The 18,452-nt window shown below is 67.4% G+C and carries 16 protein-coding genes; 9 read left to right on the top strand and 7 right to left on the bottom strand.

The genetic code is table 11. From position 1 onward, the window contains the following. Positions 1 to 43 precede the first annotated feature (43 nt). From RLN94_RS09880 to RLN94_RS09870, 3 genes are read right to left on the bottom strand one after another with little or no spacing between them, the layout of a single operon-like run. Complete coding sequence (locus RLN94_RS09880) at positions 44 to 1,012, bottom strand: tripartite tricarboxylate transporter substrate binding protein (RefSeq protein ID WP_350131382.1); 969 nt, start codon at positions 1,010 to 1,012, stop codon at positions 44 to 46. Between the two features lie 42 nt (positions 1,013 to 1,054). Further along, positions 1,055 to 1,519, bottom strand: coding sequence for a tripartite tricarboxylate transporter TctB family protein (locus RLN94_RS09875; protein ID WP_350132564.1), 465 nt, complete (start codon positions 1,517 to 1,519; stop codon positions 1,055 to 1,057). Next, positions 1,516 to 3,027 carry a tripartite tricarboxylate transporter permease gene (locus RLN94_RS09870; RefSeq protein WP_502949391.1) on the bottom strand — a complete coding sequence of 504 codons (1,512 nt, stop codon included), beginning with the start codon at positions 3,025 to 3,027 and terminating at the stop codon, positions 1,516 to 1,518. Before RLN94_RS09870 ends, RLN94_RS09875 begins: the two co-directional genes overlap by 4 nt. Positions 3,028 to 3,155: 128 nt before the next feature. On the opposite strand from RLN94_RS09870, the gene RLN94_RS09865 reads away from it, so the two are divergent. Next, positions 3,156 to 4,169, top strand: a complete 1,014-nt coding sequence (locus RLN94_RS09865; RefSeq protein WP_350132559.1) for a LacI family DNA-binding transcriptional regulator — start codon at positions 3,156 to 3,158, stop codon at positions 4,167 to 4,169. Between the two features lie 14 nt (positions 4,170 to 4,183). Here the strand turns inward: RLN94_RS09865 and RLN94_RS09860 are convergent, their stop codons facing one another. Next, entirely contained in the window at positions 4,184 to 4,966 is a 783-nt protein-coding gene (locus RLN94_RS09860; protein WP_350132556.1) for an IclR family transcriptional regulator, read from the bottom strand. Positions 4,967 to 5,063: 97 nt separating this feature from the next. On the opposite strand from RLN94_RS09860, the gene RLN94_RS09855 reads away from it, so the two are divergent. The 4 genes from RLN94_RS09855 to RLN94_RS09840 all read left to right on the top strand — a co-directional run bounded on the left by RLN94_RS09855 (position 5,064) and on the right by RLN94_RS09840 (position 10,262). Further along, complete coding sequence (locus RLN94_RS09855) at positions 5,064 to 7,193, top strand: malate synthase G (protein WP_350132554.1); 2,130 nt, start codon at positions 5,064 to 5,066, stop codon at positions 7,191 to 7,193. 17 nt (positions 7,194 to 7,210) lie between these two features. Beyond that, positions 7,211 to 7,630 (top strand): GlcG/HbpS family heme-binding protein, encoded by a 420-nt coding sequence (locus tag RLN94_RS09850; protein WP_350132551.1) that lies wholly within the window; start codon positions 7,211 to 7,213, stop codon positions 7,628 to 7,630. A 218-nt stretch (positions 7,631 to 7,848) separates the two neighbouring features. Further along, positions 7,849 to 8,655 carry an enoyl-CoA hydratase/isomerase family protein gene (locus RLN94_RS09845; RefSeq protein ID WP_350132548.1) on the top strand — a complete coding sequence of 269 codons (807 nt, stop codon included), beginning with the start codon at positions 7,849 to 7,851 and terminating at the stop codon, positions 8,653 to 8,655. Positions 8,656 to 8,660: 5 nt separating this feature from the next. Next, on the top strand, positions 8,661 to 10,262 hold the full coding sequence (locus tag RLN94_RS09840) for an AMP-binding protein (protein ID WP_350132545.1): 1,602 nt from the start codon (positions 8,661 to 8,663) through the stop codon (positions 10,260 to 10,262). A 92-nt stretch (positions 10,263 to 10,354) separates the two neighbouring features. Here RLN94_RS09840 and RLN94_RS09835 read toward each other — a convergent pair whose 3' ends face one another. Then, on the bottom strand, positions 10,355 to 10,819 hold the full coding sequence (locus RLN94_RS09835; protein WP_350132542.1) for a YybH family protein: 465 nt from the start codon (positions 10,817 to 10,819) through the stop codon (positions 10,355 to 10,357). A gap of 105 nt (positions 10,820 to 10,924) precedes the next feature. Here RLN94_RS09835 and RLN94_RS09830 point away from each other — a divergent pair, with 105 nt between their 5' ends. Next, entirely contained in the window at positions 10,925 to 11,935 is a 1,011-nt protein-coding gene (locus RLN94_RS09830) for a GlxA family transcriptional regulator (RefSeq protein WP_350132539.1), read from the top strand. Positions 11,936 to 12,024: 89 nt separating this feature from the next. Here RLN94_RS09830 and RLN94_RS09825 read toward each other — a convergent pair whose 3' ends face one another. Next, complete coding sequence (locus RLN94_RS09825) at positions 12,025 to 12,705, bottom strand: GntR family transcriptional regulator (RefSeq protein WP_350132536.1); 681 nt, start codon at positions 12,703 to 12,705, stop codon at positions 12,025 to 12,027. Between the two features lie 114 nt (positions 12,706 to 12,819). Here RLN94_RS09825 and RLN94_RS09820 point away from each other — a divergent pair, with 114 nt between their 5' ends. Further along, positions 12,820 to 13,650, top strand: coding sequence for a phytanoyl-CoA dioxygenase family protein (locus RLN94_RS09820; RefSeq protein WP_350132534.1), 831 nt, complete (start codon positions 12,820 to 12,822; stop codon positions 13,648 to 13,650). Positions 13,651 to 13,725: 75 nt separating this feature from the next. Here the strand turns inward: RLN94_RS09820 and RLN94_RS09815 are convergent, their stop codons facing one another. Further along, complete coding sequence (locus RLN94_RS09815; RefSeq protein ID WP_350132531.1) at positions 13,726 to 14,484, bottom strand: pyrroline-5-carboxylate reductase family protein; 759 nt, start codon at positions 14,482 to 14,484, stop codon at positions 13,726 to 13,728. Between the two features lie 152 nt (positions 14,485 to 14,636). Between RLN94_RS09815 and RLN94_RS09810 the strand changes: the two genes are divergently transcribed. Both RLN94_RS09810 and RLN94_RS09805 read left to right on the top strand, forming a co-directional pair. Continuing rightward, positions 14,637 to 16,406, top strand: a complete 1,770-nt coding sequence (locus RLN94_RS09810) for a cobalamin-dependent protein (protein ID WP_350132528.1) — start codon at positions 14,637 to 14,639, stop codon at positions 16,404 to 16,406. A 60-nt stretch (positions 16,407 to 16,466) separates the two neighbouring features. After that, positions 16,467 to 18,428 (top strand): metallophosphoesterase family protein, encoded by a 1,962-nt coding sequence (locus RLN94_RS09805; protein WP_350132525.1) that lies wholly within the window; start codon positions 16,467 to 16,469, stop codon positions 18,426 to 18,428. The last annotated feature ends 24 nt before the right edge of the window (positions 18,429 to 18,452 follow it).

Raw genomic sequence — 18,452 nt, 5'->3', positions numbered from 1 at the left:
TTAAACGGGGCGCGCGGACCGTCCGCACGCCCCAATCCTTGCGTCAAAGACCGGCCAGAAGCTCCTTCAGCGTCGCTTCCCGGGCCTTCCACATCTCGATCACCTCGTCGCGGGTCATCACGTGCATGGGCGAGCCGCCGGCCTTCATCTTGCCGGCCACGCGGTCGTTCTCGAACATCGTCGGCACCACCTCGGCCAGCTTGTCGATGATCGGCTGCGGCGTCCCCTTGGGCACCATCACCCCGCGAAAGTTCACGCTGGTATTGTCGATGTCGTACCCCTGCTCCTGCATCGTCGGCACGTCGGGCAGAAAGTCGCTCCGCTCGTTGTCGAAGACACCGAGGATCTTCACGTTCCCCGCCTCCTTCGCGCGGTAGGCATCCGACAGGTTGTTGACCCCGCCCAGAACCTCGCCCGCGATCACCGCCTTCATGGCACCGGCGCCGCCCGCGTTGTTGGGAATATAGGCCAGCTTCACCCCGGCCGCCTTCTCAAGCTGCAGCGCGGCGATATGGTGCCCCACGTAAAGCCCCGCGCCCGAGAAGGTCAGCCCGCCGGGGTTTTCCTTGGCGTAGGCGATGACATCCTCCATCGAGTTGAACTCGCTGTCCGCGCCCACCACGAACACCGCCGGGTCGGCCCCCCAGTTGGCGATCGGCTCGAAACTGTCGGCGCTGTACTCCACCCCGCCCTCGATTGACTGGGCGATGAAATGCGGGATGTTGTAGGCGCCCAGCGTATAGCCGTCGGCCTCCGCCTGCGTGGCCATCCAGTTCCAGCCGACACGGCCGCCCGCGCCGGGCTTGTTGACGATGGCAATAGGCATGCCAAGCGCATCCTCGTTGCCCGCCGTCATCGTGACGATCCGCGCCTGAAAGTCGGTGGCGCCGCCCGCGCCATAGCTGACCATCAGCATCAGCGGGCGTTCGGGGTAGTTCTCGGCCGAGTCCGCGGCTGCGGCCCCGGTCAGGCCCATCAAGGCGATGGACGCGGCTGCGATAAGGGTCTTCATGGGGTTTCCTCCCTTGGATGTGATCTCTGCCGCTGTTGCGGTTCAGAGGAATATCTCCCGCGGTGTGTAGACGTTGAGCAGCAACGCGAAGAGACCGTACATCACCGCGACGAAACCCGCGGTGACAATGATGCGCTTGACCCATGTCCGCACCGCGTCATGCGGCGCCGGGTCGTAAAGCGAAAGAAGCATGAAAAAGGCGATGCCCGACGCGGTATAGAAGCCCAGCGCCTGCGCCGCCCAGAAGACATAGACCAGCGCCACGACAAGCCCCGGCAGGATGTTCCGCAACGCCTCCGCCGACAGGCCGATCCCCACCTTGGTCTTGCCCAGCACGGCCTTGCCGAAGGTCCACAGCGCCAGCACAACGAAGGCGGTAGAGATGATCCGCGGAAACAGGAAGGCCCGCGCCGGCTCGGACGTGTAGCTGATATAGGCCACGCCGATCCCCACCGCGGCGATCAGGCCGCTGGCCACGATATGCTGGGTGCGGGGCAGGTCGCTCATGGCAGGGTCTCCCCTCTCACGATGGCATCTTCCTTGGTGGTGTAGCGCCGCTGCCGAAGCTCCATCCAGACCGAGTAGGCGACCGAGGCCACCACCAGCCCGATAAGCGTCAGGTTCAGCAATCCGGTGAAGAAATAGGCCCCGGTGCTCGACGTCGCGTTGGCGATCATCTTGCCTTGAATGAAATTCGCCTCCGCAATCGGCCCCAGGATCAGCCCCAACACCAGCGGCGCCGCCGACAGGCCGAACCGTTCGAGAAAGAACATGCCGGTCCCCAGCGCCATCATCACGTAGACATCGCCCATCGAGTTCTGCACCGAATAGCTGCCGAACACCGCCAGCCCCAGCACCACCGCCGCCATCACCGCGTTCGGCACCTGCGCCACCCGTGCCGCCAGCCCGGCCACCAGAAGCCCGAAGACGCACATCAGGATCTGCCCCACCAGCATCGAGTTGATGAAGGTCCACGCCACCTCCGGGTAGTTCTCGAACAGGTCGCTGCCGGGGAAAATCCCGTGGATCAGCAAGCCCCCCAGCAGCACCGCCGCCGTGGGCGAGCCGGGGATCGACAGCGTCAAAAGCGGCACCAGCGACGGGCCCACCATGGCGTTGTTGGCGCTCTCGGCGGCAATCACCCCCTCGCTGTGCCCGGTGCCGAACTTGCGGCTCTCCGGGCTCATCCGGCGCGACTGGTCATAGGCCACCAGCCCCGCGATCTGCCCGCCCACGCCGGGGATCAGCCCGATGAACGAGCCCGTCAGCGTCCCGATCGTCAGCGCCCGCGACCGGCGGAACACCTCGCGGATGGCCTCCATGATCGGGTGCCGCCGCACGCTCAGCACCTCCGCCTCGCGCTCGCGCCGGCCCTTCAGGAACATCGAGATCACCTGCGGAATGGCGAACAGCCCGATCAGCGCCGGGATCACGTTGATCCCCCCCGACACGCTGGAATGAAAGATGAAGCGCTGGGCGCCCATGATGTCGTCGAAGCCGATGGTCGACAGCCACAGCCCGATGCACCCCGCCAGCAGCCCTTTCACCACCGAACTGGAATCGAGCGACCCGATCACCGTCACCCCCAGGATCGCCAGCCAGAACAGGTGCGACGGCCCGAAGGCCAGCGCCCATTTCGCCAGCACCGGCGTCAGGAAGATCAGCAGCAGCACCCCGAACACCCCGCCCACGGCCGAGGCCACGAAGGAAAGCTGCAACGCCCGCGCCCCTTCGCCTTTCTTGGCCATGGTGTGCCCGTCCAGCGTGGTGGCGATATTCGCCGGCGCGCCCGGTATCTTCAGCAATATCGCACTCACCGCCCCGCCCGCCACGGTCGAGGTATAGGCCGCCCCCAGCAGAACCAGCCCCTGCGTCGCATCCAGCCGGAAGGTGAACGGAATGAGCAGCGCCACCGCCATGGTCGGCGACAGGCCCGGCGTTGCGCCAAGGATCAGCCCGCCGATCGTCCCGATCAGCAGCAGGCCGAAATTGATCGGCGTGAACACGTCACCCATGTACGCCAGGAACTCCACGCAGCCCTCCTCCCAAAACGCATTGTGGTTGACGCTCCACGGTAAGAGATGAAAATAGTAATGCAAATGTTTTCATAACCGGGCGTCAATACACGGGGCAACCATTGCAAATGAATGATAAAAAGGCCGATATCCTCGCCGTTGCAAAGGCCGCCCGCGTCTCCCCCTCGACCGTCTCGCGCTCTTTCAATCACCCCGATCTGGTCAAGCCCTCGACTCGCAAACGCATCGACCGCGCGGTGCGTCGGCTGGGTTATATCCGCAACCGCGCGGCCCAGACGATCCACGGCATCCGCAGCGGCACGATCGGCCTGATCGTGCCCACCATCGACCAGGCGATCTTCGCCGAACTGATCCAGAGCTTCTCCGACGCGGTCGAGGAGACGGGCTTCACCATCCTGCTCGCCTCGCACGGCTACAGCCTCGACCGCGAATACGCGCTCACCCGCAAGATGCTCGAACACCGGGTCGACGGCATCGCGCTCATCGGCCTCGACCACGCCACCGACACCTACGAGCTTCTGGCGCAACAGAACACGCCCGCCCTGCTTCTGTGGAACTACGCCGAGGATGCGCCGCTGCCCTGCGTCGGCTCCGACAATTACCGCGCCGGCCACCTGGTCGGCACCCATGTCGCTTCCCTCGGCCACCGTCATATCGCCGCCGTCTTCCCGCCGCTCCACGGCAACGACCGCGCCGCCCAGCGGCTTCAGGGCCTCACCGATGGCCTGCGCGCCCATGGCGGCGACCCCGACCTCCTGCAGCGCGAAACCCCCTACAGCGTCGCCGACGCCAAGCAGGCCGTGGCCGAACTGATGGCCGCGCCCCGCCGCCCCACCGCCATCGTCTGCGGCAACGACGTGCTGGCCTGGGGAGCGCTGCACGCGCTCGCCCGGCTGGGCATCTCCGTGCCCGGCGACGTCACCGTCACCGGCATCGGCGATTTCCACGGCTCGCAGGATTTCGAACCGGCGCTGACCACCGTCCGCATCCCGGCCCGCGCCATCGGCGCCCGCGCGGCCGAAACCATCACGGCTATGATCACCGGCGACGCCCCGGCTCAAAGCCTCGCGCTGCCGCCGGAACTCATCATCCGCGCCACCTCCGCCAAGGCGCCCGCCTGATCACCCCGGCCTGATCACCCCGGCGCCGCCACCCCGCCCAGCTTCTCCGTCAGTTCCGCCGCCGCCCGCGCCACCGTCTCGCCGATCGCCCCGATCCGGTCGTCCTGCAGCCGTGCCGCCAGCCCCGAGACCGAGATCGCACAGGCCGCCTCGCCCTGCGGCGACCACACCACCGCCGCGACACAGCGCAGCCCGGTCACATGCTCCTCGTCATCCAGCGCAAAGCCCCTCTCCCTGATCCGCCCGATATCCGCCATCGCCGTCTCCAGCCCCCGATGCGAATGCCCCGTCTGCGGCCGGAACCCGGTGCGCGCCGCAAAGGCCGCGATATCCTCATCCTCCCACGTCGCCAGGATCGCCTTGCCCATCCCCGAACAGAAGGTCGGCACCCGCCCGCCGGGGGGCGAGATCGCCCGCATGATCTCGCGGCTTTCCACCTGGCTGATCGTCACCAGCTCGTCATTGTCGAGAATGCCGAGGTTCGCCGTCTCCCGCGTCACGTCCCGCAGCCGCCGCAGGTAGGGCAGGGCGGGCGCCACGAAATTGTGCCGCCGCCCGAACGCCGCGCCCACGGCGAACGCCTCGCGCCCGACATGCCACAACGCCCGCTCCGGATCGAACTGGGCAAACCCCTGCAACTCCAGCGTCGTCAGCAGCCGGTGCGTCGTCGACACCGCCAGCCCCGATTCCCGCGCCATGTCGCTGACCCGCACGCCCTCGTCATGCCGGCTGAGGATCTTCAGCAGGCCAAGCGCACGCGCGACGGATTGAACCCCTTCGGTGGTCTGAGTGCCCATTCGGTATACCTTTCCATACAATGGAAAATATTTTTCCGTTTCTTACAAGCCCGCATGCCCTGCGCTAGGCGTGACGCAACGCAACGGAGGATGAAAAATGACCGCGTATGTAGACCGCCACGGGCTCTCCGTGGCCGAACCCCTCGCCAATCTGATCGAGAACGAAGTTCTCACCGGCGTCACGCCCGACGCCTTCTGGTCGGGCTATGCCGAGCTCCTGCGCGACCTCGCGCCCGAGAACGCGACCCTTCTCGCCAAGCGCGAGAAACTGCAGGAACAGATCGACGACTGGCACACCTCCCGCCAGGGCCAGCCCCACGACCCCGCCGCCTATCGCGACTTCCTGAGCGAGATCGGCTACCTCCTGCCCGATCCCGCCCCCTTCACCGTCGACACCAAGAACGTCGACCCCGAAATCGCCTCCGTCGCCGGGCCCCAGCTTGTCGTGCCGGTGATGAACGCCCGCTTCGCACTCAACGCCGCCAACGCCCGCTGGGGCTCGCTCTACGACGCGCTCTACGGCACCGACGTGATCGAGGGCGAAGCGCAGGGCGACGGCTACGACCCGGAGCGCGGCGCGAAGGTCATCGCATGGGCCCGCGCCCATCTCGACGCGGTCACGCCCCTGGCGCAAGGCAAATGGGCCGATGTCACGGCCCTTGAGGTCACCAACGGCACCCTCTCCGTCACCCTTGGCGACATCACCACCCACCTCTCCGACCCCGCCCAGTTCGCCGGCAACACCGACAGCGGCAACATCATCCTCACCGCCCACGGCCTGCTCATCGAACTGGTCATCGACCCCACATCCCCCATCGGCAAGGACGACCCCGCCAACATCGCCGACGTCAAGCTCGAAAGCGCCCTCACCGCCATCCAGGATTGCGAGGACTCCGTCGCCGCCGTAGATGCCGAGGACAAGTGCCTCGCCTACACCAACTGGCTCGGCCTGATGCGCGGCGACCTCGAGGACAGCTTCGAGAAGGGCGGCAAGACCGTCACCCGCCGCCTCAACCCCGACGTCACCTATACCGACCCGCAGGGCAAAACCGTCACCCACCCGGGCCGCGCCCTCCTGCTGGTGCGCAACGTCGGCCACCTGATGACCACCGATGCCGTGCTGATGGACGGGAACGAAACGCCCGAAGGGATGCTCGACGCCGCCGTCACCGTCGCCGCCGCCATGCACGACCTCGGCAAGGACGGCCCCCGCAACTCCCGCGCGGGCTCGGTCTACGTGGTCAAACCCAAGATGCACGGGCCCGAGGAAGTGGCCTTCACCGACCGTCTTTATGGCCGCGTCGAAGATCTGCTCGGCCTGCCGCGCCACACCGTCAAGATCGGCGTGATGGACGAGGAACGCCGCACCTCCGTCAACCTGCTGGCCTGCATCGAGGCCGTGAAGAACCGCTGCGTCTTCATCAACACCGGCTTCCTCGACCGCACCGGCGACGAGATCCACACCTCCATGCAGGCCGGGCCCGTCGTGCCCAAGGGCGAGATGCAGAAATCCAGGTGGCTCGCCGCCTACGAGGCCGGCAATGTCGATGCGGGCCTCTCCGCCGGCATGGCGGGCCGCGGCCAGATCGGCAAGGGCATGTGGGCCAAGCCCGACGAGATGGCCGAGATGCTCGAGGCCAAGATCGGCCACCCCCGCGCCGGCGCCAACACCGCCTGGGTGCCGTCGCCCACCGCCGCCACGCTCCACGCCACCCATTACCACCACGTCGACGTGGCCGCCCTGCAGGAACAGATGAAATCGCGGCAGAAGGCTTCCCGCGACGATCTCCTGACCCTGCCGCTGATGACCGGCCGCAACCTCTCCGCCGATCAGGTCCGGCACGAGCTCGACAATTGCTGCCAGTCGATCCTCGGCTACGTGGTCCGCTGGGTCGATCAGGGCATCGGCTGCTCCAAGGTGCCCGACATCAACGATGTGGCCCTGATGGAAGATCGCGCCACCCTGCGCATCTCCTCGCAGTTCCTCGCCAACTGGCTGCTGCACGGCATCGCCTCGGCGGACGAGGTCGAAGCCTCGCTCAAGCGCATGGCCCCCAAGGTCGACGCCCAGAATGCCCACGACCCGGCCTACACCCCCATGGCCCCCGGCTTCGACGGGCCGGCCTTCACCGCGGCGCATGACCTGATCTTCAAGGGCACCGAACAGCCCTCGGGCTACACCGAACCCCTGCTGCACGCCGCCCGGCGCGCGGCCAAGGCAAGCTGAGAAAAGGACAAGACCCCATGATGACCGTCACCCGCCTCGACCTCGCCGACGCCGGCAAGCTCCTCGCCGGCGCCCGCGCCAGGGCCGACGAAATCGGCGTGCCCATGTGCATCGCCATCACCGACGAAAGCGGCAACCTCATCGCCTTCGAGCGGATGGATGGCGGCAAGGTCACCTCGATCACCATCGCCATCGACAAGAGCTTCACCGCCTCCGGCGCCAGGAAGGCCACCCATGAATACGGCGAGGCCAGCCAGCCCGGCGCGCCCGCCTACGGCATCGGCTCGGCCATCTCCGGCCGGCTCATGGTGGTGGGCGGCGGCCTACCGGTCGTGGTCGACGGCACCGTCGTCGGCGGCATCGGCGTCAGCTCCGGCACCCCGGCCCAGGACCGCGACGTGGCCGAGGCCGGCATCGCCGCGTTCCTCTCCACCTGAACCTGTGGGCTCTCCGCGGGGCGCCCGAAGGCGCCTCGCTCAACTCCCGGCCGCAACCCCGGCAACCGAAGCGAACCCTCGCCGCCGGCCTCCCGGAACCTGGGGCGGGCATGGGCGCCCCGCGCCATGCCCCTTGATCGGCGCCCGGGCTTCGGCAATCCTGTGCCGGTGGAACAGGACCGGCCCACCAGACCGCGCCGGCACGAGGGAGGCCCCGAATGACCAGACTGCAATACGAGGTGAAAGACGGGATCGGCTGGATCCGCTTCAACCGGCCCGAAGTGCTCAACGCCTTCGACCCGCCCGAGGTGCGCCGTTTCGTCGAGGTCCTGCGCGAGGCCTCCGCCGACCCGGAGGTCAAGGCGATCATCATCGGCAGCCATGGCGAGGCGTTCAGCGTCGGCGACGACCTCAAGGTCGCGATGGAGGAATACCCCCGGATCCAGAGCGGCGAGATCCACCCGATCCTCGATATCGTTGAGGACATCACCGAGAACCTGCAGGAAATCCCCCGCATCATCCGCGCCGCCCGCAAGGTGGTCATCGCCTGCGTGCGCGGCTACGCCGTCGGCGCCGGCTTCGAGGTGGCGATCGACAGCGACCTCGTCGTCGCCGCCGAGAGCGCAGTCTTCGGCTTCCCCGAATCCAACGCCGGGATGACCATCACCGGCGGCGCCTCCAAGCTGCTGCCGCTCATAGTCGGGATGAACAAGGCCCGCGAACTGGTCCTGACTGGCGAATTCATCGACGCCAAGGAGGGCCACCGCATCGGCCTCGTCAACAAGCTCGTCCCCGACGGCGAGGAGGAACAGGCGGCCGAGGCCATGGCCCGCCGCATCATCTCCCGCGCGCCGCTCGCCACCGTCGCCCACAAGCGCATGCTGCAACGGGTCGTGGATGCCGATTTCGAAACCGCGCTGGAACTGGAAAAGCAGACCATCACCAACCTGATCTATACCGAGGATTACGGCGAAGCGATCCGCGCCTTCTCCGAAAAGCGCCCGCCGAAATTCAAGGGGCGCTAGGGCCCATGGCGCCCGCCGAGCCCCTTGCCGATCCCCTCCGCGAGCGCGACCTCGCCACCGTGCTGGCCCGCCGCATCGCTGACCGGCCCGACGCCACGTGGATCGCCACGCCGAACCACAACTTCACCTACGCCGAGATGGGCGACCGCTCCGCGCGGCTGGCTCATGGCCTCTCCACCCTCGGCCCCGCGCCGGGCGAAACCATCCTCAGCATGCTCCCCGACGGGATCGAGGTCATCGACCTCTGGTGCGCGCTGGCCCGCACCGGCCAGGTCGAGGTGCCGCTCAACAACCACTACCTCGGCGACATCCTCGCCTACATGATCAACGACTCGCTCGCCCGCGACATGGTCATCCACACCGACTTCCTCGACCGCCTCCCGCCCATCGCCGACCGCCTCGACCACCTGACCCGGCTGATCGTCACCGGCGAGGGCGACGTGCCCGAAGGCCTCGACCGCTTCACCATCCTCCCCCTCGCAGACCTCTACGCCGACACGCCCTTCACCGGCGAAACCCCCCGCTACAACGACATCATGGCGGTGATGTACACCTCCGGCACCACCGGCCCCTCCAAGGGCGCGATGATGACCCACGCCCATGTCTACGAATACGCCTTCGGCGTGACCGAGATGCTCGCCCTCCGCGACACCGACACCTATTTCGCCCCGATCCCGCTCTTCCACATCGCCGGCCGCTTCGCCGTGGTCTACGCCGCCTGCATCGCCGGCTGCACCGCCGTGGTGCAGGGCGGCTTCCACACCGACAGCTTCTGGCACGACATCCGCCGCCACGGCGCCACCGCCTCCTTCCTGCTCGGCGCCATGGCAAGCTTCCTCTACCGCCAGCCCGAAACTCCGTCCGACGCCGACACCCCGCTCGACCGCCTGCTCATGGTCCCCCTCATCCCCGAGGTCGAGGACTTCAAACGCCGCTTCGCCTGCCGCGTCTCCACCACCTGGGGCGGGACCGAGATGAACTGCCCCACGCGCTCGGGTTTCGACCTGCACGACGCGAAAACCTGCGGCCGCGTGGCCGAGGACCGCTACGAGGTCCGCCTCGTCGACGCCGATGACGAGGAGGTCCCGAACGGCACCCCGGGCGAAGCGGTCGTGCGCGCCAAACGCCCCTGGATCATGTCCGCGGGCTACTGGAACCACCCGGAATGGACGGCGAAAGCCTGGCGCAACCAGTGGCTCCATACCGGCGACATGCTGGTCCGCGACGACGCCGGCAACTTCGCCTTCGTCGACCGGGTCAAGGACGCCATCCGCCGCCGGGGCGAAAACATCTCCTCGATGGAGGTCGAACAACAGATCCTCGCCCACCCCTCGGTGCTCGAATGCGCGGTCATCCCGGTCGCCTCGGCCGATACCGAACAGGAGGTGATGGCCGTCCTCGTCCTCAAGCCCGGCGCCGCGTGGGAGCCGCAGGCCCTCATCGACTTCCTCACCCCCCGCATGCCCGCCTTCATGATCCCCCGCTACCTCGACCGCGCCGACGCGCTGCCCAAGACCCAGACCGGCAAGATCCAGAAATTCCCCCTGCGCGAGGCGGGGGTGACGGGGACGACATGGGACAGGGGGGCGAAACGCCGGCGCGGGTGAGGGGGCCGGAACACCCGAACGATCGCAACTGCACCATGCGATGCCATCGCCGGATGTGACCCGACCCCTCCCGTTCAGACAGGGACATGCGGCTATTGGGGCGGTTGCGGCATGACGGCATTGACCAGCGTCCGCTGGACGAGCCATTCGCCATCCACCCGCTCCAGAATGGCCAGGTGGTAGCCCGACAGCGGCTTGCCCGAGGGGTCTTTTATCGTATAGCGCGCGATGTCCCAGGCCGTGTCGCCGCGCACTTCGATTTCAAGCGTCGTGACCTCCATATCGGTAAAGCCGGCCTCGAAGCTGTTCCGATATCGCTGTTCGACCGCCTCGCGGCCCTCGAATACCTGCCCCAGCGGGCCGTAATAGATGACATCCTCGTCGAACAGCCGGGAAATTGCCTTGGGGTCAGCGCTGTTGAAACGGGCCTCGTACTGGCCAAGCCTGTCCTCGATCTCGCTGGCGGCGCCGGGGCCCGCCCCGGCCGCGCCGGACAGTGTGGTCGACAAGGCCATCGCCGTGACGACCGTGCGGGGGATTTGCGTGTTGAACAACATCTGAATCTCCTTTCTTGGCTTGCCCGCAAAGCCTGCCGGTTGAGACCACGCCCGGTAAGTGCGAGACTCGGCGCCATCGGTCCATTTCCGTCGCGAAGGGCAAGAATGACCCCAGCGCAGCAAATGCACGTAAGCCTCGTTGCCGTTCCGGGCAGCCTTGCGATGCCCGTGGCCGGGCTCTACGAAGTGCTGACGGCCTTTCCCGTCGTGGCGGAGTTTCACGACGAGGTGCCGTCTTCGCCGCCTTTCGCGGTCGAGATCGTGGGATCGACGCCGGGCACGGTTACCGCCGGGAGCGGTCTGCCCATTGCGGTCGAACGCGCTGTCGCGGATGTCGTCCATACCGATATCCTCATCGTACCGGCCATGGCGGTCGAAACGGGCTGGACGGCCGGACAACATCCGGAGCTTGTCGCGTGGATGCAGCGCGCGCATGCGCGCGGAGCGGTGCTCTGCTCCGCCTGCACCGGCCTCGGCCTGCTGGCCGAGACCGGCCTGCTGGACGGTCTGCCCGCAACCACCCATTGGGCGTTTGGAAAAGCCTTTCACGAGGTCTTTCCCAAGGTCGAACTGCACTTGGACGAGGTGCTTGTCACCGCCGGCGAACGGGAGGAATTCGTCATGTCGGGCGGGGCCGCCTCGTGGCAGGATCTGGTGCTCTACCTGATCGGGCGCTTTGTCAGCCCGGTGGCCGCGCAGGCGGTGGCGAAGTTCGAGCTTTTGGAACGTCATGCCGAGGGCCAGGCACCCTATCTGCCCTTCCTGCCGGACACGCAGCATGGCGATCGGGTCGTCTCCCGGCAGCAGGACTGGCTGGCCGAGAATTTTTCGGTGGCGCGCCCGGTCGCCGAAATGACCGGCAGGTCAGGCCTGTCGGACCGTGCCTTCGAACGCCGCTTCAAGCGGGCCACCGGGCTGTCTCCGATAGCCTATGTCCAGCAGGTCCGCGTCGATCAGGCGAAGCGGATGCTCGAACAGGGCGACCTTCCGATCGACCAGATAAGCTGGGCCGTCGGTTACGAGGACGCAGCGGCCTTCCGACGCCTCTTCAAACGCATTGCCCGCGTCACCCCCGGCACTTATCGCCGCAAGTTTTCGCCGGCTGCACCGCGCTGATGCCGGAAAAATGCGCGCTTTCGGTCTGGCAAGAACACCGACGCAATACCGACGTGATACCGACGCGATACCGACGTCCAAAATCCGGGTCAGGCCACGTCGTCCGCATAGATCCTGGCCAGCGCGCTCTGCACCATCAGCCGCACCTCGTCGGTCGACCTTGCCAGGTGCTCCCGCAGGGTCTCCACCGCGGTTTTCCAGTCCCTCACCGCGATCGCCTCCAACAGCCTTGCATGCTCGGCCAGCGCCTCCCCGTTCCGGTCCGGCGCCTCAAGGTTGATCCGGCGCACGAACCGTATCCGGTCATTGATATTATGGAGAAATTTCATCCTCGGCCCGTTCCCGGCCATCGCCGCCAGCTCAAGGTGAAAGGCCTCGTCAGCGCTCACCAGCTCGTCCAGCGACAGGCTCTCCCCCCGTGCCAGCTCCGCCCGCCACTTGCCCACGAACGCGGCCAGCGCCGCATCCGTGGCCGAGGACAGCACCACGACCAGCGCGCCGGTCTCGAGGTCCAGCCTTACATCGTATAAATCCGTTATTTCCCGGACACTTAGCTTCCGGCAGAAGAACCCCCGCCCGGGCTCCAGGCTGACCATCCCGTCCGCCACCAGCCGGTTCAGCGCCTCCCGGATCGGCGCCCGGCTCATCGCCAGATCGGCGGCAATCTCCGACTCGTTCAGCCGCTCCCCCGGCTTGACGTCGAACGCCACCAGCTTGTCGCGCAACCGCTCATACGCCATGTCCACCGTGCCTGCCGCCGCCTTCGCCATGCATCCTCCCGATCAGCCATCCCATCGTTGACAGAATGACCCTCGGCCGTCAATGTCGTCGTCAAGCCTGTCGACAGCTTTGCGGACAGATAATCCACCCAACCGGAGACCCCCATGACCACAACGGAAAATTCACAGGTAGATCAGAGCGTTCTGCTCTCCGACGCCGAGGTGCAGCAGTATCGAGAGAAGGGCTGGATCGTCCCGAAATGGGAGATTCCCCAGGACCTGATCGCCGAGATGCGCCAGGAATACGACGACCTCCTCGCCCGCAATCCGCACGTGGAATCCGACATCATCCTCGCCCCGCACCAGACCAACGGCGGCTCCATGGGCATCAAGGGCTCCGAACGCTGGCTCGACTTCGCGACCCAGCCGGAACTGATGGCCATCGCCCGCCAGCTCATCGGCGAGGACATCATCCTCTGGGGCACCACCGTCTTCGGCAAACCGGCCCATAACGGCAAGGAAACCCCGTGGCATCAGGATGGCGGCTATTACCCGATCCGCCCGCTCGAAACCCTGACCATGTGGATCCCGCTGGATGACGTCACCCCCGAGAATGGCCCGATGAAATTCATCCCCGGCTCCCACAAGGCGCACGAACTGTTCAACCATTCCTGGAAGGACGGCGACGACAAGACGATCAACCTCGTCACCGATTCCGAGTATTTCGATGAGGACAAGGCCGAACCCCTGATCCTGCGGGCGGGGCAGGTGTCGTTCCACGACGTCTACATGATCCACGGCTCCAGCGCGAACCGCACCGACAGCCGCCGCGCCGCCTTCATCGTCCGCCTGATGCCCGCCACCTCGCTCTACGATCACGAGCTGGGCGCCGAGATCGGCAAGAAGCATCCCGCCCAGGGCTACGGCGTCCGCCCGCTCTACCTCGTCAGCGGGCAGGACAAGGCCGGCAACAACTTCTCGATCGGGCACGACTAGCGCGTGCCCATGGCGTCACCGCGAGGGCAGGGCAGGCGGGAGAAACCGGCGCGTCGCCAGTGGTTTACGCCCGCTTCAGGCCTGTCCTCGCAGCTTCCGCAGCACGAGGTCGCAGGCGCCCGCCCACGCCTCCGGCACGCCTTCCGCCTCGATATGGCGCAGCCCCGCCTCGGTAATCCCGCCGGGGGTGCACAGGCTGGCAAGGATGTCGTCCATCGGCGCGTCCTGCTCGCCCTGTATCCGCCCCGAGGCCACGAAGGTCCGCGCCATCAACTGCCGCGCCGCCGCCGGGTCGAGCCCGTTGGCCACGCCCCATTCCGTGCCCGTCCGGATCATCGCCTGCGCCCAGCCATAGACGGCGGCGCTGACCGTGGCGGTTTCGAACTGCTCTTCGCTCTCAAGCGGGATCGGCGTGCCGATGGCCTCCAGGTACGGCGCCACCTCCGCCCGCATCGGGTAGACGATCGTCGGGCTCGCGCCCAGCTCCGAGGCGGTGATCGGCATCACCCTGACCACCTCCGCCGGCGCCGCCCCTTCGGCCAGAAGATCAATCCGCACCCCGGCACAGGCCGACATCACGACCTGCCCCTCGCGCCACGGCAGGCCGCGCACCACCTCCGCCGCATCGCCGGGTCGCACCGCCAGCAGAACCACGTCGCACGCCTCCACCAGCGCGGCATTGTCCTCGGCCAGCCCGAACCCGAACCGCTCCGCCATCTCCGGCCCGCGCCCGCGGGGCGACAGGCACACATCCCCCGCCGCCACACCGCCGTTCAGCAGCCCCTTCAGAACAGCCCCTGCCAGATGTCCGACGCCGATCACCCCAAGTTTCATGCCTCTATCAGCCTTTCCCTGCCGCGGGCCGCGCCACCTGCGCCAGCCCCTTGCCTTGTGTCGTCCTCCCCGCCTGATAGGGTTTTCACGTCCCCGTTTCCACCTATTCGAGCAAACCGCACCATGACACCCCACCCGACCGGAGCCGCCCGATGACCCCCGAGCCCACGCTGACAGCTCCGGAGATGCGCCCCGGCGCCGACCTTCTTGCCGAGGGTCGCCGGATGGCCGCCGACTGGCCGCTGGGCACCTGCCTGTTCCTCGACACCGAACAAGTCCCCTCCGAAGCCGCCTACAAGCGCCGCAAGGCCGCCGAGGGCCGGATCATGCAGCACGCCCATATCGGCTTCCGCAGTATCGATCGCACGGTTTCCGCCATGGCCGATCTGCACGCCTCCGCCCTGAAACGCGACGTGCGGATCGACCGGTTCGGCATCACCCTCGACTGGTCCATGGGCTACCCGCCCGACCGCCGCAAGGACGCGGGCCGCGGCACCGGCATCGTGCTGACCGACCCGCAGGATTTCGCCCGCATCACCAATGCCAGCCCCGCCGCCGCCCATTTCGGTGACTTCATGCTGGGCCTGCCCGGCGCGCTCCACAACGTGCAGGCCGCGCTGGTTGCCGGGGCCACCTCGATCGGCAACATGGGGCAGTATTTCACCTTCCGCCTGCCATACTGGGACGATGATATCGCCACGACCGAGGCCACGGTCACCGCCCTCGGCCTGATCGCGGCACAGGAGGCCGACATCCTCGTCCACTCCAACCTCGATGACGGCTTCGCCGGGCTCTTCCTCGACATGACCAGCGCCTTCGGCATGATGCTGATCGAGAAGCACATCGTCGAGGACCTGATCGGCGCCAGCGCCTCCTTCTGTTTCGGCCACCATTTCTCCTCGCCCCTGACCCGCGCCGCGTTCCTCGAGGCCCTCTCGCGCGAGGTCACGACGCCCGGCACCATGCTCTTCGGCAACACCGTCTCCTATCGCGGCACGCCGGCGGCCAACTATGCCAGCCTCGCCAGCTACCTGCTGGCCGATATCGGCGCACTCACCCGCGCCCATACCGGCCACGCCATCAACCCCGTGCCGGTGACCGAGAACCTGCGCATCCCCGATGTCGACGAGATCCTCGACGCCCAGACCTTCGCCGCCCGGCTGGCCGAACATGCCCCGGCCCATGCCGCCCTGATGGACCGGACACAGATCGACACCGTCGCCACCCAACTGGTCGAGGGCGGCCGCCGCTTCGCTGAAACCGCCCTTGCGGGGCTGGCCGAGCGCGGCGTCGATACCTCCGATCCGGCTGCGCTCATGCTGGCCATCCGCCGGCTGGGTGCGAAACGGATGGAGGCGCTCTGGGGGCAGGGCCCCCAGACGCAAGCCCGCCGCGCCCCCCTCGTGCCCGCCGACTGGGCCGAGGAGCTTGACGAGATGGCCGCCGACTGGGTTGCCCGCGCCCGGGCGAAGGACGGCCCGCTCGCCCCCCTCCGCGTGACCATCGGCACCACCGACGTGCACGAGCACGGCGCCTATCTCGTCAGCCGCGCGCTCGACGGGCTGGAGGCCGAGGTGCTCGACGCCGGCGTCGCCCTCGACGCCGAGGTGCTGGTCGACCGCGCCGTGCAGGCCGGGGCCGACGTCATCGCCATCAGCACCTATAACGGCATCGCGCTGGGCTATGCCCGCAAGGTCATGGACGAACTCGCGCGCCGCGGCCTCGACCTCCCCGTCCTGATCGGCGGCAAGCTGAACCAGATCCCCGAGAACTCCAACTCCGACCTGCCGACCGATGTCACCTCCGAGATCGCCGAGACCGGCGCCATCCCCTGCGCCGGGCTCGACGACATGCTGACAGCCCTCCGCCGCATCCCGCGCAAGGCCACGGCCGAGGCGCAACAGGCCGCCCGGCCGCTTTGACAATCGGCCAGCCGTCCCTATCATTCCAATGTTGGAATCAATTCTGCGGGCAGGGGCATCATGACGGAACACACACTCGGCGCGTCACTCTTCAAGGTGGCGATCGTCTCCGACACCCACGTGAACGAGAAAGAGGATTTCTCCGCCTCCCCCTATCCCGCCAATGCCGAGGCGAACCCCCGCGCCCGGCATGTCTTTTCGCAGGTGAACCAGATCGCCCCCGCGTTAACGATCCATTTGGGCGACATGGTCAACCCGGTGCCCGAACTGCCCAGCTACGCCGCCGCGGCCGACAATTTCCACGCCATCGCCAAGGACCTCGAAAGCCCCATCCACCTCGTCCCCGGCAACCACGACATCGGCGACAAGCCGGTCAAATGGATGCCCGCCGGCATGGTCAACGCCGACTTCATCGCCCTCTACCGCAAGCATTTCGGCAAGGATTACTACGCCGTCACCCGCGAACACTGCCACTTCGTGATCATCAACTCCCCGCTCCTGAACTCCGGCGACCCGGCCGAGGCGGAACAGGCCGCCTGGCTGGAAGACACCCTCGCCCGCCACCAGGACGAGCGCGTCTTCGTCTTCAGCCACTACCCGCCCTATATCAGCGACCCGCACGAACCCGGCAGCTACGACAATATCGAGGATCCCGCCCGAAGCTGGTTCCTCGACCTCCTGCGCCGCTACAAGCCCGAAGCGCTGTTCAGCGCCCATGTCCACAATTTCTGGTACGACCGCATCGGCGAGACCGACTATTACATCACCCCCTCCACCTGCTTCGTCCGCCACGACTATTCCGAGATGTACCGGATCGACGGCGGCGACCAGAAGGGGCGCAACGATGCGGCCAAGCTGGGCTTCCTCACGCTCGACATCCGCGAACACGGCCACGTGGCCCACTACCACCGCAGCTACGGCGCCACCCTCGCGCCCGGCGACGGCCCCGCCCGGCCCGTCGCCCCAAGGCCGCACGTCAAGACCGCCGCGCTGCCCCACGTCTTCGTCGACATGCGCCACGGCTGGGCCGAGGAAATGGTCGTCGCCCCCTCCGGCGCCGTCGACGAATTCCGCCGCAAGCGGGCGCGCAACGACTACCCGCTGATGGCGCTCTGGGAAATGGGCCTGCCCGGCCTCCGCGTGCCGATCCAGGACCTGGCCGACCCCCGCATCCGCCGGCGGATGGAACTTTTGACCCGCCTCGGCCACCGCTTCCAGGTCTATCTCTACGGCATGCCCGACGCCGAGGAGCGCCAGCTGCTGGCCGACCACGCCCCGCTCCTCGACCGGCTCGAGCTTGTCCTGAACTGGGAGGAGATCGGCGACCTCGCTCCCGACATCGCCGCGCTGAAATCCGAAACCGGCGTCACCATCCATCTCTCGCGGGTCAACCGCAAGGACGGCGCCAAGCACACCGGTTCGCGCTTCAACCACCTCATCAGCCACGGCTTCACCGTGGCCGAGACCGACGAGCTGGAGAGTTTCTTCCAAAACCACCCCGGCCTCATCGACGGTGCCCAGTTCACCATCCCCCGCAGCCTCTCGCCATGGGAAACCGCCGGCAGCCTCGCCGCCTTCAGGGACCGGACCGGCCAGACGCCGGTGCTCTACGTCAAATCCACCGAGGCCAGCCCGGCCAAGACCTTCGACGACGAGACAGCCAACGCCCGCCGCTTTGCCGAGACGGCGATGGCCGGGCTGGGCTTCGGTATCGACGTGGTGCTCGACACGATGGACGACGCCGACCGGGGCTATTTCACCCGCACCGGCCTTGTCGACCGCCGCTTCAACCCGCGCCTCGCGGGCGAACTGGTCTCCGCCATCGCCCTGCAAACCGCCGGTGGCGGCTGGACGGCCGCGCCGGGCGACGTGCCGGTTCTGGAAAGGGAGGGGCGGCGCCTCTGGGTGGCTGATGCAACCGAAGCATCGGAAGGCGACTGGCTCTGCCCCCGCAGCGGCCTGCCCGGCGAACCCGGCGACAAACCGGACACCGCCCTCATCCTGCGCACCGCGCCCGCCTGACACGCACGCGCCGTTAACGGTTCA

This window comes from Roseovarius sp., assembly GCF_040223625.1.
Lineage (GTDB): Bacteria > Pseudomonadota > Alphaproteobacteria > Rhodobacterales > Rhodobacteraceae > Roseovarius.
The sequence above is the reverse complement of the archived record's forward strand: the minus strand, read 5'-3'. Positions and strand labels throughout refer to the sequence as shown.

Coding starts and splice junctions, on each gene's coding strand:
- RLN94_RS09835 (WP_350132542.1), bottom strand. CDS start 10,819: ATGTTGTTCAACACGCAAATCCCCCGCACGGTCGTCACGGCGATGGCC.
- RLN94_RS09825 (WP_350132536.1), bottom strand. CDS start 12,705: ATGGCGAAGGCGGCGGCAGGCACGGTGGACATGGCGTATGAGCGGTTG.
- RLN94_RS09810 (WP_350132528.1), top strand. CDS start 14,637: ATGACCCCCGAGCCCACGCTGACAGCTCCGGAGATGCGCCCCGGCGCC.
- RLN94_RS09845 (WP_350132548.1), top strand. CDS start 7,849: ATGACCAGACTGCAATACGAGGTGAAAGACGGGATCGGCTGGATCCGC.
- RLN94_RS09855 (WP_350132554.1), top strand. CDS start 5,064: ATGACCGCGTATGTAGACCGCCACGGGCTCTCCGTGGCCGAACCCCTC.
- RLN94_RS09850 (WP_350132551.1), top strand. CDS start 7,211: ATGATGACCGTCACCCGCCTCGACCTCGCCGACGCCGGCAAGCTCCTC.
- RLN94_RS09830 (WP_350132539.1), top strand. CDS start 10,925: ATGACCCCAGCGCAGCAAATGCACGTAAGCCTCGTTGCCGTTCCGGGC.
- RLN94_RS09815 (WP_350132531.1), bottom strand. CDS start 14,484: ATGAAACTTGGGGTGATCGGCGTCGGACATCTGGCAGGGGCTGTTCTG.
- RLN94_RS09805 (WP_350132525.1), top strand. CDS start 16,467: ATGACGGAACACACACTCGGCGCGTCACTCTTCAAGGTGGCGATCGTC.
- RLN94_RS09860 (WP_350132556.1), bottom strand. CDS start 4,966: ATGGGCACTCAGACCACCGAAGGGGTTCAATCCGTCGCGCGTGCGCTT.
- RLN94_RS09865 (WP_350132559.1), top strand. CDS start 3,156: ATGAATGATAAAAAGGCCGATATCCTCGCCGTTGCAAAGGCCGCCCGC.
- RLN94_RS09840 (WP_350132545.1), top strand. CDS start 8,661: ATGGCGCCCGCCGAGCCCCTTGCCGATCCCCTCCGCGAGCGCGACCTC.
- RLN94_RS09880 (WP_350131382.1), bottom strand. CDS start 1,012: ATGAAGACCCTTATCGCAGCCGCGTCCATCGCCTTGATGGGCCTGACC.
- RLN94_RS09870 (WP_502949391.1), bottom strand. CDS start 3,027: ATGGGTGACGTGTTCACGCCGATCAATTTCGGCCTGCTGCTGATCGGG.
- RLN94_RS09875 (WP_350132564.1), bottom strand. CDS start 1,519: ATGAGCGACCTGCCCCGCACCCAGCATATCGTGGCCAGCGGCCTGATC.
- RLN94_RS09820 (WP_350132534.1), top strand. CDS start 12,820: ATGACCACAACGGAAAATTCACAGGTAGATCAGAGCGTTCTGCTCTCC.